The sequence below is a fragment of the Methylobacterium phyllostachyos genome (genome assembly GCF_900103445.1).
Classification (GTDB): domain Bacteria; phylum Pseudomonadota; class Alphaproteobacteria; order Rhizobiales; family Beijerinckiaceae; genus Methylobacterium; species Methylobacterium phyllostachyos.
The window spans coordinates 15,715-29,961 of sequence record NZ_FNHS01000031.1 but is presented as its reverse complement, the minus strand read 5'-3'; the positions used below and the strand labels follow the sequence as shown (position 1 = coordinate 29,961).

General features: G+C 63.0%; 12 protein-coding genes and 2 pseudogenes. 9 read left to right on the top strand and 5 right to left on the bottom strand.

Going from position 1 to position 14,247, the window contains the following annotated elements:
- Window positions 1-257: transposase (locus BLQ49_RS28085; RefSeq protein ID WP_143012373.1), on the bottom strand; the 257-nt coding region annotated here is incomplete at its 3' end.
- Between the two features lie 259 nt (window positions 258-516).
- Between BLQ49_RS28085 and BLQ49_RS30510 the strand changes: the two are divergent.
- The 3 genes and pseudogenes from BLQ49_RS30510 to BLQ49_RS28075 form a co-directional block, all read left to right on the top strand.
- Window positions 517-1,174 (top strand): annotated as a pseudogene (locus BLQ49_RS30510) (IS5 family transposase); the annotation flags it as partial.
- Between the two features lie 357 nt (window positions 1,175-1,531).
- On the top strand, window positions 1,532-2,122 hold the full coding sequence (locus BLQ49_RS30915) for an NlpC/P60 family protein (RefSeq protein ID WP_208859131.1): 591 nt from the start codon (window positions 1,532-1,534) through the stop codon (window positions 2,120-2,122).
- Window positions 2,123-2,193: 71 nt separating this feature from the next.
- Window positions 2,194-2,951 (top strand): IS5 family transposase gene (locus tag BLQ49_RS28075; RefSeq protein ID WP_091722781.1). Its coding sequence is split into 2 segments (ribosomal slippage): window positions 2,194-2,524 and window positions 2,524-2,951, totalling 759 coding nucleotides; the frame shifts between segments, so codons are not numbered across the junction.
- 844 nt (window positions 2,952-3,795) lie between these two features.
- Here BLQ49_RS28075 and BLQ49_RS28070 read toward each other — a convergent pair.
- A complete protein-coding gene (locus tag BLQ49_RS28070) occupies window positions 3,796-4,803 on the bottom strand; it encodes a tyrosine-type recombinase/integrase (protein ID WP_091722791.1) in 1,008 nt (335 codons plus the stop codon).
- A 355-nt stretch (window positions 4,804-5,158) separates the two neighbouring features.
- Between BLQ49_RS28070 and BLQ49_RS28065 the strand changes: the two are divergent.
- Window positions 5,159-6,357: pseudogene (locus tag BLQ49_RS28065) on the top strand (IS3 family transposase).
- Between the two features lie 124 nt (window positions 6,358-6,481).
- Here the strand turns inward: BLQ49_RS28065 and BLQ49_RS28060 are convergent.
- Together BLQ49_RS28060 and BLQ49_RS28055 are read right to left on the bottom strand one after the other, a co-directional pair.
- Window positions 6,482-7,387, bottom strand: a complete 906-nt coding sequence (locus tag BLQ49_RS28060; RefSeq protein ID WP_091722778.1) for an NAD(P)/FAD-dependent oxidoreductase — start codon at window positions 7,385-7,387, stop codon at window positions 6,482-6,484.
- Complete coding sequence (locus BLQ49_RS28055; protein ID WP_091722775.1) at window positions 7,377-7,841, bottom strand: Rrf2 family transcriptional regulator; 465 nt, start codon at window positions 7,839-7,841, stop codon at window positions 7,377-7,379. Before BLQ49_RS28055 ends, BLQ49_RS28060 begins: the two co-directional genes overlap by 11 nt.
- 175 nt (window positions 7,842-8,016) lie before the next feature.
- On the opposite strand from BLQ49_RS28055, the gene BLQ49_RS28050 reads away from it, so the two are divergent.
- Together BLQ49_RS28050 and BLQ49_RS28045 are read left to right on the top strand one after the other, a co-directional pair.
- Entirely contained in the window at window positions 8,017-8,376 is a 360-nt protein-coding gene (locus BLQ49_RS28050) for an ArsR/SmtB family transcription factor (RefSeq protein ID WP_244507796.1), read from the top strand.
- Window positions 8,376-8,549 (top strand): metallothionein, encoded by a 174-nt coding sequence (locus tag BLQ49_RS28045; RefSeq protein ID WP_091722770.1) that lies wholly within the window; start codon window positions 8,376-8,378, stop codon window positions 8,547-8,549. The genes BLQ49_RS28050 and BLQ49_RS28045 overlap by 1 nt, the downstream gene beginning before the upstream one ends.
- Window positions 8,550-8,596: 47 nt before the next feature.
- On the opposite strand, the gene BLQ49_RS28040 is transcribed toward BLQ49_RS28045, so the two are convergent.
- The gene (locus tag BLQ49_RS28040; RefSeq protein WP_091722767.1) at window positions 8,597-10,807 is read right to left on the bottom strand and encodes a TonB-dependent receptor; all 2,211 of its coding nucleotides are present in this window, start codon (window positions 10,805-10,807) and stop codon (window positions 8,597-8,599) included.
- A 514-nt stretch (window positions 10,808-11,321) separates the two neighbouring features.
- Between BLQ49_RS28040 and zigA the strand changes: the two genes are divergently transcribed.
- The 3 genes from zigA to BLQ49_RS28025 all read left to right on the top strand — a co-directional run bounded on the left by zigA (window position 11,322) and on the right by BLQ49_RS28025 (window position 13,960).
- Window positions 11,322-12,545: a zinc metallochaperone GTPase ZigA gene (zigA, locus tag BLQ49_RS28035; protein ID WP_091722764.1), complete on the top strand. Its 1,224-nt coding sequence runs from the start codon at window positions 11,322-11,324 to the stop codon at window positions 12,543-12,545.
- A 93-nt stretch (window positions 12,546-12,638) separates the two neighbouring features.
- Complete coding sequence (locus BLQ49_RS28030; protein ID WP_167627818.1) at window positions 12,639-13,229, top strand: DUF1826 domain-containing protein; 591 nt, start codon at window positions 12,639-12,641, stop codon at window positions 13,227-13,229.
- 2 nt (window positions 13,230-13,231) lie between these two features.
- Window positions 13,232-13,960: a ZIP family metal transporter gene (locus BLQ49_RS28025; RefSeq protein ID WP_091722758.1), complete on the top strand. Its 729-nt coding sequence runs from the start codon at window positions 13,232-13,234 to the stop codon at window positions 13,958-13,960.
- Window positions 13,961-14,247: the final 287 nt, after the last annotated feature.

Sequence of the window (14,247 nt, the reverse complement as noted above, 5' to 3'; positions counted from 1 at the left end):
TCCTTCAGAATCAGCTTCTCCAAGGTCAGATCCGAGATTGCCCTACGAAGACGTTGGTTCTCGGTCTCCAGAGATTTCAGCCGCTCGACCTGATCACCCTTCAAGCCGCCGTACTCGGACCGCCAGCGGTAGTATGTGACCTCGGTCACCTCGATTGACCGGATTGCTTCGGCAACCTTGCGACCCTGCGAGATCAAGACATCGACCTGCCGCAGCTTAGCAACGATCTCTTCAGCCGTATGCTTCTTCCGTCCCATGACGACATCCTCCACATGGCTCAAAGCCATACCTCAGGGAGGACCACTTTTCAGGGGGCAGGCCAGCTAAAGACATAGCTCAATTTAGCAACGATCCCGACAAAATGTCGGATCGAATCAAGGCATGGATGATGTCGGAACTAGACGCGATCGTCCCTGGGGTTCTGCCACTTCTTTAACGTCCGGATTCATAGCTGTGGCGCGACCCGGCAGGACGTATTTACGGCTTCTGCTGGAGGAACCGATAAATTATTCCTGACTGATAAACGAGCAGTTTGCGAAGATCGCACCACATCTGCACACCGATACACGAGGCAAGGCGCGGGTGGACGTCCGGCGTGCCATCGGCGGTATGTCCACGTGCTGAAATCCGGGGCCGTTGGACGACCGAATTGCGCGACATCGACGGCCCGAAGTAGACCCTCGAAAACCGCTTCGAGTGCTGGGCAACGAAGGGGGTTTGGGTCAGTCTGTTTGACGCCGTGGCCTAAGCTGGTGGACCGCCCGCTCGGGTTCTGATCGATTTATTCGTAGTGAAGGCCGACCGCTGCGCCGCCAAAGGCGAAGGGGGGAACACACGCTGGCGATCTGTCGCTCGCAAGGCGGACGCACGATCAGGATCTACGCGCTCACCGACTGCGACTGCGGCCCGCTCGCTTACTTACCGGCTGGCAGGTCGCCAATTGCACGGCCGGCGCACAGCTGCTCGAACGCCCGACTGTCTCGTCCTTCTGGCGGATGAAGACCTCGACGGCGACGCGATCGGCGGACAGATCAAAGTGGCCGGAGCCGCGCCCAACATTCCGCCCAAGATCAACCGCCGTTGGAAGCCGTGCTTTTTGCCCGTGCTTAATCGCGGCCAGAACGCGGTTGAGTGTATGTTTCGGCGGCTCAAGGAGTTCCGTCGCATCACCACTCACAAGCGATGCTAGCGACATTTACGCAACGCAAAGTACGCGTCTCACGAAGACAAATATATCCAGCTTACCGACGCTTTTAGAGCGCCGTATTTGGTTTGAATGCTCCTAACTAGATAGGCAATTTCGCATTTTATCTGCCACTATCGCAGCGAAGCCAATATCGCCCTCATTGAGCATGTCTCCCACACAATCCGCCTCTTGCATAATTGACAAAGACGTGATCAAGATGGCTGTGTTCCATGCTTTTCAGTATGCGGCAAGGTGATGTCTGCGGCTAAGAGGCGGATTGCAATATGAAAATCATCGAGATACAGCAAGCTTTAGCAGCAAAAGGCCTGAAGCCAGGATCGTTCGATGGCATTTGGGAGGCAAACTATAGCTGCGGTTCGTGCATTTCAGTCGAGAGTTGGTTTAGATCCGGACGGTATAGTAGGACCCCTAACCCTTCCTGCGCTGTTTCCTGATCGCCGTGCGGAAACAGATTTAGATCAGGCAAGTCTTGTCTGGTTCAAAGAGGCGAAAAGGTTATTAGGAACACGAGAAGACCCGAGTCGAGGTTCAAATCCTGACATTATCAATTGGGCTACGGAGCAGGGCATCCGCTACTCAGGTGATGATATCCCTTGGTGTGGATTGTTCGTAGGTCACTGCATCAGTTCAACACTCGATCGCGAACCTATTCCAGCTAATGTTTTAAGTGCCCGTGCTTGGAGCAGATTTGGAATAAAGACTAGCCCGACGCCTGGAGCTATTATGGTTTTTTGGCGTAAGTCTATACAAAGTGGTTTGGGCCATGTTGGATTCTACGCAGGAGAAGATGACTCCGCGTATAGAATATTAGGTGGGAACCAATCAGACAGTGTATCTCTTGCTTGGATAAGAATGGATCGGCTTGTGGATGCAAGATGGCCTTCGACTGTACCTCAACCAATGCCTAGGGTGTGAACCGAACCAAGATGTTGCAAGGTTTGTGGTTTTGTGATTCCAGGCGGCCGTTTTGCGGCCTGGAGGTGGCGATGGCGGACCTGTTCTGGCTCTCGGACGAGCAGTGGGCGGTGATCGAACCGTTCATGCCCCGGGACCAGCCTGGACCAGAGCGGAAGGACGACCGGCAGATCATCTCCGGCATCCTGCACGTGCTCACCTCCGGCTGCCGCTGGCGCGACTGTCCGGCGGCGTATGGGCCGCGCACCACCGTCTACAACCGGTTCAACAGGTGGTCCCGCCGCGGCTTCTGGCGCGCGATGCTGGCCGCCCTGGCCAAGGCTGGATGGGCTGGGGACGCGGCCGCCCTCGACAGCACCTATGTCCGGGCTCACCGCTCCGCCCACGGTGGCAAAGGGGGGCTCGCACGCAGGCCATCGGCCCGTCGCGCGGCGGCCAGACGACCAAGGTCCACGCGCTCACCGACGTCCTCGGCCGTCCCGGCGTCCTGCTGCTGACGCCCGGCAACGCCAGCGACGTGACGACCGCGCCCGTGGTGCTGGCCGAAGCGCCCGGCCGGATCCGACGTCTGGCCGCCGACAAGGGCTACGATGCCGACTGGCTGCGCACCGACCTGCGAGCGCAGGGCATCGTGCCGGTCATCCCGGGCAAGCGCGGTCGCAAGCGACGCATCCGCCACGACAAGCGGCGCTATCGCGAGCGCTGGCGCATCGAGGCGACCTTCAACCGCCTCAAGGACTTCCGCCGCGTCGCGACCCGATACGACAAGCTCGCCCGCAACTATGCCTCAGCCGTCGCCCTCGCCGCCGTCATCGCTTTCTGGTGCTGATCGAGTCCAGACCCTAGCACCGTCGTTGTCGGCCGCACCGACCAGCTGTCGTGGAATGAAGCATAGATGCTCGTCGTGCAGACGTTTCAGTCTTTTTACATATAATGGCGGAGGGTCGGTCATGGCAAGTACAGCAATTGACATACGCTCGTCACATCTGCGCGCGTTCAGATTAGGATAGCGCTTTCGGCCAAGCAGCATACCCGCCTTCCGGCAAGCCAAACGCTGGCGTCAAACTTGCATCTCAAATCATTCGCGGAGGCTGGCGAGACGAAGGCGTTACAAGTGCGTTATAAATGTTTGCGGCCAGGAAGATCATTTTCTCCCTTTCTATCAAGCTGCGGCGCTTACAATATTGTGATGGGAGGCAGTAATCGAAGAATATTCGGCGCCCTTCCACGCAGCCTCGCCGGCGACGTAGGTAATTACGTAATTGAAACCTCCTTCCGATTGAGCGGGTGGTTAGTGCCGCGACTGGTATGATGTCCGTGTGCACTCTGGCTCGGACTCTCGTGACTCACCGCGACAAAAAGATTATACAAATCCGTTATTATATGTCTTTGAAATAAAGGCGGACTGAGTGAGGACAACACTCGATTTGGGACCAGTTTGACGATGCTTCCTGTCTTTCGAATCATGTAAATTTCTGATCGATAAGCAGACCTGGGAAGGAACGTCACAGGGTGTACGCAAATGGCGAACAATACTAGCGCTACGGATGGGCAGTTAGGCAAGGCGACCGCCACTCCCGCCGCCACTCCCGCCGTCGGGGCTACTACATCACAAGAGTTCGAAAACTTGGTTTTCGAGAAGGATCTTAACGAAGTATACCTTTTGATAGATTTCATATCCGGAAATCCGCATAAAAATCTTTCCGGATCATTGTGAACACCATGTTGGAGAGTGGCCGACCTGCTTTGGTGCCGGGAAAGATAAAGTCCGAGCCGGCTGACAGAACTTGTGCCTCTCGCAAAATGCATAAGGCTTTGGGGCCGAGCGGGACGCGATGCTCCTTTTTGGCTTTCATGCGAACGGCCGGGATGGTCCATGTCGCGCTTTCATAGTCGATTTCCGACCATCTCGCGCCGAAAACTTCGCCGCTGCGCGCTGCTGTCAGAATGAGAAATTTGAAGGCAAGCTTCGGAATCGTTCCGGTCCGGGCTTTGTCCAAACTCGCCACAAACTCTGGCATTTTAGAGTAGGGGAGGGCGGCAAAATTCGACTTGGACTTCGTCTGTTTTGCTAATCCCAACTCGGCGCCTTCAACGGGATTCTCGCCGCTGCGAAAGCCGTTTGCCTTTGCCCATTTGAAGACTGTGGAGAGGCGTTGTCGGACGCGCCGGGCCGTTTCCGGCTTTTCGGTCCATATTGGCGCCAGCACCTGCACCACATCGGCTGTTTCGATGCGGTTAATGCGTATGTTACCGAGCAGCGGTACGGCGTAGGCCCGTAGCGTGTTGATCCACTGGTCGCCGTGCTTTTCGTTTTTCCAGCTTTTCTTGTGCTCAGCGTGGACGGCGTCAATGGCCTCCGCAAACGCCGGCACATGGCGTTGAGCGGCCCGCCGTTCGGCAACTGGGTCGCCACCGCTCCGGGCCGATTTGCGGATCTCGAGCGCCTTTTCGCGCGCCTCCGCGAGACTGACCGTTGCGGCGCCCCCTAAGCCGATATCGCGTCGCCTGCCTTGCACCACGATGCGTTGGACCCACCGCTTCGCGCCGCTCGGGTCAACAACAAGGTAGAGACCGCCGCCGTCAGTATACCGTCCAGGTTCTCGCAGATTCCGGACGCCGATCGCCGTCAGCTTTTTCTCAGGATGTCGTCCGGATTTAGGCAATTCGATCTCCCACATCTCATACCACATTCTATGTGGGATGGTGCGGACTGTAAACGCACGACGTGGGACAGAGACTGATCGCAAGGCACTGATTGGTAATGACAATTGGAATACAGTGGGACGAGGTGGGACGATGGTTCTAAGGACCCCCTATCCGCCAAAATATGCTATTCCATAGTAATTGTTGGCTTTCTCCCCGAGCTGGGGCGATTTGCCGTCGTGGTGGTACACACGATGGTACCTGCGCTCGCGCGGCCCTGCCGCCTTCCCAAGACGGGTACCGACTGGTTCCGACGACGCGTAGCGAAGGAACTGGGATTGCCTCGGTTTGGTGAACACCGAGGCCCATTTTGCGGGAGAGGTTTGCCCGATGCCCAGGACCCGCCCCGCATATCCGGCCGTGTGCCACCGGCAAATGGTCGCGTTGGTCCGTGCAGGCCGCGATCCGACTGATCTCGCCCGGGAGTTCGAGCCCGCGCGCCAGACCATCCAGAACTGGGTGGTCGAAGCTGACCGCCGTGAGGGCCGGCGAGAGACCAAGCGGTCGACAGCGGACCCGGGCCTGACGGCAGCCGAGCGCGACGAACTCGTCAGGCTGCGGCGCAAGAACCGGCAACTGAAGTCGGCGCGTGAACCGAAGGTCAGCGCAGCAACATTCTCTCGCGCGCGAGTCCGGGGTCCTGCCGTCGGGGTCTTCCGGTTCATGAGCGCCAACCGGGCCGACCTCCCCATCGCCGCGATGGCCCGCGTGCTGGGCGTATCGAAGGCCGGGTATTATGCCTGGGCCAAGCGGGAGCCCTCAGCGCGAGCGACAGCGGACGCTGCGCTGCTGAAGCGCATCCGCATCCTCCATCTCGGCTCGCCCAGACATACGGTGCGCCGCGCGTCCACGCTGATCTGCACGAGCAGGGCGAGCGGCATTTTTGCAAACGCATCGCTCGGCTGAGATGGGAGGCCGGCCCCGTCGGCGCCAGCCATCGACGGGGCGGTCCCGTCACCACCCGGCGTGATCGGGAGGCGCGGCCCGCACCCAACCTCGTCGATCGTAACGTCGTGGCCGAGGCGTCCAATCGGCTGTAGGTGGCCGGCATCACCACGTGTCGACTGCCGCCGGCTTCCTCTACCGCGCGGTGGTCCTCGACGCGTTCGGCCGCCGGATTGTCGGCTGGGCCAGGCGTCCATCGCAGCAGGCCGCGATGGGATCCCGCCATGGCCAACCATCTGCGCTCGGAGTTGGTGCTCGACGCCCTGGAGATGGCGGTCACCCAGCGCCGGTCGCGCGACGTGATCCATGCTTCGGATCAAGGCTCGCAGTATACCTCGCCGGCCTTCGGCCGCCGATGCCAGGAAGCGGGTGTTTGCCCGTCGATGGGCTCGGTCGGCGATGCCCACGACAAAGCCATGGCGGAGAGCTTCTTCTCGACCCTCGAATGCGAATTGTTGGCGCGCCGTCGCTTCCGCTCGCAGGCGGAGGCACGGATGGCGGCCTTCAACTATATCGAGGGCGTCGCAGATCCGCTGCGCCGTCACTCGGCACTCGGCGACCGCTCGCCCGCCATCTACGAGTAGAAGACCGGATCAGAACCAACAATCGAGACCCTGCTTAGCCAAGTCCCCTGAACCGTCCACAATAACGGGGCAATCCCACACGCCGTCGATGTCCCGAAGCAGACACGTGCGCCGTCGTGTGTGATCAGGCAGCCAAACTCGCAAACGCCAGGGATTGGTGAACGGAGACACCCGCCGTGACCCCGTCCGCCACGGCCCAACTCACGCTGTGAGGCGCCCGCGCAATATCGCCGGCCGCATACACCCCCGCCACCGTCGTCTGCTTGGAGGCATCCGTGCGGATGACCGGACCAAACGGCCCTTCGTCGAGCACGCAGCCGAGCCGTTCCGCCAGCGGGCTATTCATGCGTGAATGCGGAGCGAGGTACAGGGCCTCGACCGCTGACGTGCGCCCGTCACCGAGCCGCAGGCCCGACAGCGCATCGCCCTCGCCGACGAGCGCCGCAACGGGGGCAGGCTCAATCCCGATGCCCCGGCCTGCGAGCCGGGCGCATGTCCCCACGTCCGGCATGTCCCCGCCGTTCAGGTAGAGCGTCGTCGGTCCCCACTCGGCGATCAGCAGAGCCTGATGCGCGGACAGGGGAGATCCGGCGAGTACACCGAGCTTCCCGTCGGCGAACTCGTATCCGTGGCAGTAAGGGCAGTGCAGGACGCTCTTGCCCCATCGCTCCGCCAAGCCCGGGATCTCGGGCAACAGGTCCGTGATGCCATACGCGAGGATGAGGCGGGCCGCATCCAGCGTCTCACCGCTCGCGAGGGTGACGGTGAAGTCCCGTCCCGCGCGGACGTCGACCGCCTCGCCCTCGATGATGGTCGCCTGCGGGTAGGCGGCGAGCTGTCCGCGGGCCTGCGAGAGCATCGTCTGCGGGTCGCTGCCGTCCTGGCCGAGAAAGCCGTGTGAGGCCGTCGCGAAGCGGTTACGGGGTTTGCCTGCATCGACCACGCAAACCGAGCGGCGCCCGCGGGCGATGTAGGTGGCCGCCGCCAAGCCGGCGAAGCTGCCCCCCACGACGATCACGTCAAACGGCATGGGCTTGCTCCAGAGACAGAGTGCCGCCGCGCGCGGCGAGGCGGGTGTGGAAATCGACGCTGAGCGCGGCGAGGGTGACGCCGCCGAAGCGCTCCAGCAGCACCCGCTCGGCCTCGCGAAAACCGTCGTCGAGGGCCGCGTTCACGGCCTGCTCGACGAGGCAGCCGGGCGCCTCCGTGCGGTTGCCGATGGCGAACAGGTCGGGTGAACCGAGCGCGACGTGGATGTCGAGAAGGGTGATCTCGTGAAGGTCGCGCGCGAGGGTCCAACCTCCGCCGTGCCCGCGCCCGGACCGGACGAAGCCCGCCTCCCGCAGCCCGGCCATGGTCCGGCGCACCACGGCCGGATTAGTCTGCATCGCGGCGGCGAGCGCATCGGAGGTGAGCGGTCCGGGCTCCTCGGCCATGTGCAGCAGCACGTGCAGGATGCCGGAAAGGCGGCTATCGCGTCTCATGTAGCAATTGATGCTACATATGTTGCCAGCGGTCAATCCGATGAGGGTACGAATGCATCCCCCCAGGCCGCATCCTGCGTTCGAGACGCTGCGAACCAACCCGCAGCGACCCTTGACGGAACGCGCCGACTCATCCAGACATATGAATACATGCTCATGTATTTGGGTGCTTAACGTGTCGCAGCTGACAGAAGCGCAGCTGGTGGATGTGGCAGAGGTGTTCCGACTCCTTGGCGAGCCGAACCGTCTTGGGATCGTGCTCGCCTGCCTGAATGAGGCACGGGGTGTCGGGGAGATCGGGGAGGCGCTCGGGCTCTCCCAGTCTTTGACTTCGCACCACCTGCGCCTGTTGCGGACCGCTCGGATCGTGCGGGCGACCCGGCAGGGGCGACATGTGGCCTACACGATCGACGACGATCACGTGCGCGATGTGTTGCGCAACATGATCGCCCACTTCGTCGAGCCCCATGAGCATGCCCATGGCCCAGCCGGTGATGCCGGAGGGTCCCCTGACGAAAGCGAAGGAGAAAGCTGATGGCCAGCGTCGATGTCGAAATGGCGAAGTGTGCGTGCGAGGACTGCGTGTGTGTGGTCGCCCTGTCCAAGGCCGTGACCCGCGACGGTAAGGCATACTGCTGCGACGAGTGCGCCGATGGCCACAAGGATCACGCTGGGTGTGAGCACGCCGGTTGCACTTGCCACGGCTGAGCCCGGCAGCCGCCTCGGATCCGTGAAGAGCCGAGGCGGCAGCTTCGTCAGAACCGCGCTGTCAGAAACAGCCGTACATTGCGCCCTGGCAGCAGGATCTCGTCCTTCTTGAACGAGGCCGAGTTGCGGATGTCGTCGTTCAGAAGATTGCGACCCTGTAGGCCTACGGTGATCTCGGCAACACCGTAGATTTTGGGATCGAGAGGTTGCGTGTAGCTGACCTCCGCGCGAAGATCGTCCCAACCTTTCGTCGGCGTCTCAAAGACCGCTGTGGCGGTATGATCGAAGGCGTGCAGCAGGTTGACTCGCGCAAACCAGCCATCTGCTCGCACATACATGCCGCCGCCGAGGCGGTAGGGCGGGATACGCGGTACGTTGCTGCCGTCGTCGAGTTGGGCGCGGACGAAGTCGAACTGTCCCTCCAGACCGAAGAACCCATTCCCGACCGGTAGCAGGTCGTACTGACCGATGATTTCGGCGCCGTAGAAAGTGGCATTCTGCTGCTGGTAGACGATCTGACGATTTTCCGTGCCTGCGCCGCACGAGGCGAAATCGTCATCACAGAACAGGCCAGTATAATTGCGGTACACGAAGCCGGTGTAGCGGGTGTAGAAACCCGTGGCGTCGAGGCGCAACGGTCCATCCGCCTTGCGGATGCTGGCTTCGACGGTCCGGGCACGCTCTTTCTTCAGATTGGGATTGCCGATCTCGAAGGTTGCGGTGGCGTCGTGCGGACCTTGTGAGAACAACTCGTAACTGGTCGGTCCACGCTCGACATACGAGCCATTCAGGCTTGCCACGAAGCCGTAGGGGAGGTCCTGGAGCGCACCGATGCTGGCGCTCTTCGGGGCGAAGCGACGCGTTCGCGCATACTGGAACGGCTCCTCGCCGTCGACCGGCACGTAATCTCCCGGGAATTGGGCCGCCGTGCTCGACAAGCGATCGACTTCGTAGCGCCCCGCCGCCTGCAGACGTGTCCCTGGGCGGATCTCCAATTCCTCGAACAAGTAGACGGCGTTGGCACGGGACTCCGTCTTGGGCAGGAAAGCCTCAAGCTGCGTGTTGATCACGCGCCGATCCGACTGGAAGCCGAGTGCGCCCGTAAGCCGTCCGAGATCGGTGAAGACCGGGACATGCTGGAGTTCCACTCGGCCTTCAGCCTCGCGGTTCTTGAAGATCGCCTGAACGCCCTCGATCCCATCCTCGCCGATACCGATCTCGTTATGCCGGTAGACCGAGTAGCCTGCCCAGTAACGAATCACCTCGATGGGTCCATCCAGGGGCCGATACTCGCCGCGCGATAGAACTCGATCCTGGTTTGGCGTGAGCCGGGTGCGATCCTGCTCGGCCACGCCGCCGGGGATACCGTACAGACTGTCGTAGTGGCTGAACGAGATGCCCACGAAACCGCGGTCACCGATCGCCGAAATGCCGACCGCGCCGCCCTGCGACTCGGTATAGGAGTTGCGCTGGATGCCGCCTGGGATCGCGTAGCTGTCGGTCGCGGTCTTGAAGCCGTCGGCGTGGACGGCGATGCCATCGCCGCCGGCATCCACCGTAGCGGCGCCGAGGCGGCCGTTGTCGACGCTGGTGAAACCACTGGTGACCGACCCGGAGATGCCGTTGACCGGGATGAAAGTCGGTACGCGGTTGTTCTCTGAAGAGACCACGCCACCGATGGCGCCCGAGCCATAGCGCAGGGTCGCAGGACCGCGGATCACCTCGATCCGGTCCGAGATGAGCGGGTTCACCGGTACGGCATGATCCTCGCCGAGATCCGACACGCCGTTGTTGACGACGCCGTTCTCCTGGATCCGCACACGTGCTTGGTCGAGGCCCCGAATGATCGGGCGGGAGGCTGCGCCTGGGGCGTATGTCGATGCCGTGATGCCAGGCCGGTCGAACAGAGCGTCACCGAGCGTCCGAGGCTGATCCCGCTGGATCTGCTCTTTGGCGACCACCGTGACTGGTGAGAAGGTGTCCGTCGCCACGGGCAGGACACCGATCGGCGGCGACGCTGCCGCTGAGGCCGCGACAGGAGGCGATGGTGTGGCAGCAGGGGCAGCGTCAGAAGCGTTGGCGGCGGAGACCCCTCGGCCGCCCCCGCCCTGGATCGGACTAGCCGAGGTCACGCTGATCTCGCCGAGCGTGACCGCAGATTGTGCCCATCCCTGTGTACCTGTGCAGACCAACAGGGCGCCGGACAAGCTCGTCAGCACCGTGCCGCTGACGAGAGCGGCTCGAAGGGAGGGAGGCATGGCGATCCAAGCGATTGTTATATCGTTACAACTGCGACGCTCGCGCTTTCGTGACAAGGCGCTTTCGGCGGCGGACCGCTTGCGGTCGATGCGTGTCGTGTTGATGCAACAGACGCGAGGGTCTTGGACGCCAGGCGGCGCTGGGCCGAATCAAACTCAACCCACGTTCGTTCGCCGGCATGGCGCGCAGCGCCCTTCGCTGTCGATGAGGCGTCGCCCCAACGCGAACCCCGCCTGCGCCGTGAGGCAACCGACTTTCTCCATGAATGCCAGTGCGCGATAGACGGCCATCACCTCCGGGACTTGCCGCCGGACGGTGTCAGGGTCAGCCCTCCTTCGCGGCAACTCTCGACTGCCGCGTCGACGAAGGTTGCCGCTTCTCTCCCTCCTGCGCGAGCCGGATCGTGGGCTGACGCGGGAACAGCCTCTGCCTGCATGTGATGCGCTCCGGGTTGACGATGTAACGTTATTACATTCTGATATGGGCGCTACCCGCAGCCAAGTGACATCGACGATGCCGCACCTTCACGACAAACGCCTGCCCGTCACGGTCCTGTCCGGCTTTCTCGGTGCCGGTAAGACCACGCTGCTCAACCACGTCCTTAACAATCGCGAGGGCCGGCGGGTCGCGGTCATCGTCAACGACATGAGCGAGGTGAACATCGACGCCGATCTCGTGCGCGCGGGCGGCGCTGACTTGTCCCGCACGGATGAGAAGCTTGTGGAGATGACCAACGGCTGCATCTGCTGCACCCTGCGCAACGACCTGCTCGCCGAGGTACGGCGGCTGTCGGAGGCGGGGCGGTTCGACTACCTGCTGATCGAGGGGACCGGCATCGCCGAGCCGCTGCCGGTAGCCTCGACCTTCTCGTTCCGCGACGAGGACGGGGTCGCTCTCTCCGACGTCGCCCGCCTCGACACGATGGTCACCGTGGTGGACGCCGTGAACCTGCTTAGGGATTACGGCTCGAACGACTTCCTGCGCGACCGCGGCGAGACGGCGGGCGCGGAGGATACCCGTACCCTGGTCGACCTGCTGGTGGAGCAGATCGAGTTCGCCGATGTGGTCGTGATCAACAAGGCGCGGGACGTCGCGCCCGACCACCTCGCTCTGGTTCGCTCGGTGGTGCGAGGCCTGAATGGCGACGCGCGCATCGTCGAGACGTCTCACGGGCAAGCGCCCCTCGACGCGATCCTCGACACCGGGTTGTTCGACGAGGAGAAGGCGCAGCAGCACCCGCTGTGGTTCAAGGAGCTATACGGTTCTCACGAGCACGTGCCCGAGACGGAGGAATACGGCATCAGGTCCTTCGTCTACCGAGCGCGCCGCCCATTCGACCCCGTCAAATTCAAGGCTTTCATCGATGCGACTTGGCCTGGTCTCATCCGGGCCAAGGGCCATTTCTGGCTGGCGACGCGACCGGACTGGGTCGGCGAGTTCTCGCTGGCCGGCGCCGTCGCGCACGTCTCCGCGATGGGCTTTTGGTGGTCGGCGGTGCCGCGCAAGCGCTGGCCTGAGGCCACGGAGTTCCGGGATCGCCTCCAGACCGTCTGGAGCGAGGTTTGGGGCGATCGTCGCCAGGAACTCGTCTTCATCGGCACCGGCATGGACCGGACCGCCATCACCGCGGCCCTGGATGCCTGCCTCATTCAGACTGGGCGCGATGTGACACCGTTCGACCCTGCTCCTTACCAGGGTCTCCCCGACCCGTTCCCGGCTTGGCGGCGCGCTGCCTGAAGGACCTGGGATCGTGAAGCGCGGGGTTCGGGGATGACCATGGTACAGGCCATTCGAGATCAGGATGTCGCTCGTCCGGGTCGAGGGCTTCCCGTGCATGTCCGTGAGGTGGACAGCGTGGAGGGCCTCGCGATCGTCCGGCGTCCTGGGATCAACCTCGCGTTCTTGCCGCGGGCGCTTCCGGTGGAGGTCGTGGCCCACCTGCCGGCAATGGTCTCGGCTGGTCTTGCGCCGGTGCGATGCGAAGCGCCGCACGATGCGATCGAGGCCGAGCTTCGCCACCGGCTCCCGCCCGGCCCGTCCCGGGACTGGCTCGCCGCCGATGCCGCACGGCTGGCGCGGACCCTGGCACAGCTCACGGGCACGCGCCGGGTCGTGCTTCGCATCGAAGCGATCGCAGGGGATGGCTGTCGCCTGTTCCACGCCGATGCCGTCGCCTTGCGCCTCGTCACGACCTATGAGGGCCGCGGGACGCAATGGCTCGCGGATGCGGACGCGGACACATACGGCAACGGCGGTGACGTACCGGAGGACCATATCCACGAGGTCGCCACCGGCACCGTCGCGGTCTTCCGGGGCTTGCGCGGTGTGACGGGCGGACATCCGCTCGTCCACCGCTCTCCTCCGCGGCGGCCCGGGGACTGCGTCCGGCTGTTCCTAGCCGTCGATCCGGCGACGCACTGAGGATGGGCGTTGGGTCTGTCGGGCAGCCGCTGATCTTTGCCGTGGGCTTGGCGACCGCCGTGGCGACGCTGTGCGGCGGCTTCCTGGCGCTGCGCTACCGCACCGCCTACACCCTGCTGCTCGGCTTCAGCGGCGGCGCCGTCCTGGGCGTGGCGTGGTTCGACCTCTTGCCGGAGGCGGTCGAGACTGGTGCAGCAATCCTTGGGTCGTTCGGCATCGCCCTCTGCCTCGCCGCAGGCTTCGCTACCTATTTCGCCCTCGACCGTGCGGGGTCGAGGCTGACCGGCGCAGCCGCCGGCCATCGCGGGCACCTCGCGGCGTCCAGCCTGACGGCGCACAGCCTGATGGACGGCCTTGGCATCGGGTTCGGATTTCAGATCTCGGAGTCCGTGGGTGCGGTCGTCGCGGCGGCCGTCCTGGCCCATGACGTGCTGGATGGGGCCAACACCGTCGCAGTAAACCTGCGCGGTGGCGGGGATGCGCGCTCGGCGCGCCTGTGGCTCGTGGCGGACGCCGCTGCGCCGCTCGTGGGGATCGGTCTGGCGAGCCTGGCCTCGGTGCCAAGTGCGGTCCTGGCGGGGCTCATGGCGGCCTTCGCAGGCGTGTTCCTGTGCATCGGCCTGTGCGACCTGCTTCCCCGTGCCTATGCTCGTGGTCCGGTCGTCCGAACCGCCGCGGCGATGGGGCTGGGGCTGGCCTTCATCTATGCGGTCGTCCGGATGGCCGGCTGAGTCCGAGGGATGTCCCGCATCAGAGGGATAATTTCGGCGGCATCGACGCTCGACCAACGCGTGCAGCCATTGCTGCGGCCGGTGGCGTACTCGACCAGCGTACCGACCGGCACGTAGCCATCGGGATTCGCGTGAGGGCTTTCCGAAGTTCTGCGCTGTGGATCTGCAACGCGCTGAGAGCCGGGGTCGCGATCGGCGCCGATCGTGACTCCCTCGAATACGTATGTTCGTGTTTCAGCAATTGGTTAGCGGGAATTTTTCCAGGGTCGTCATTCGATGCTGATCCA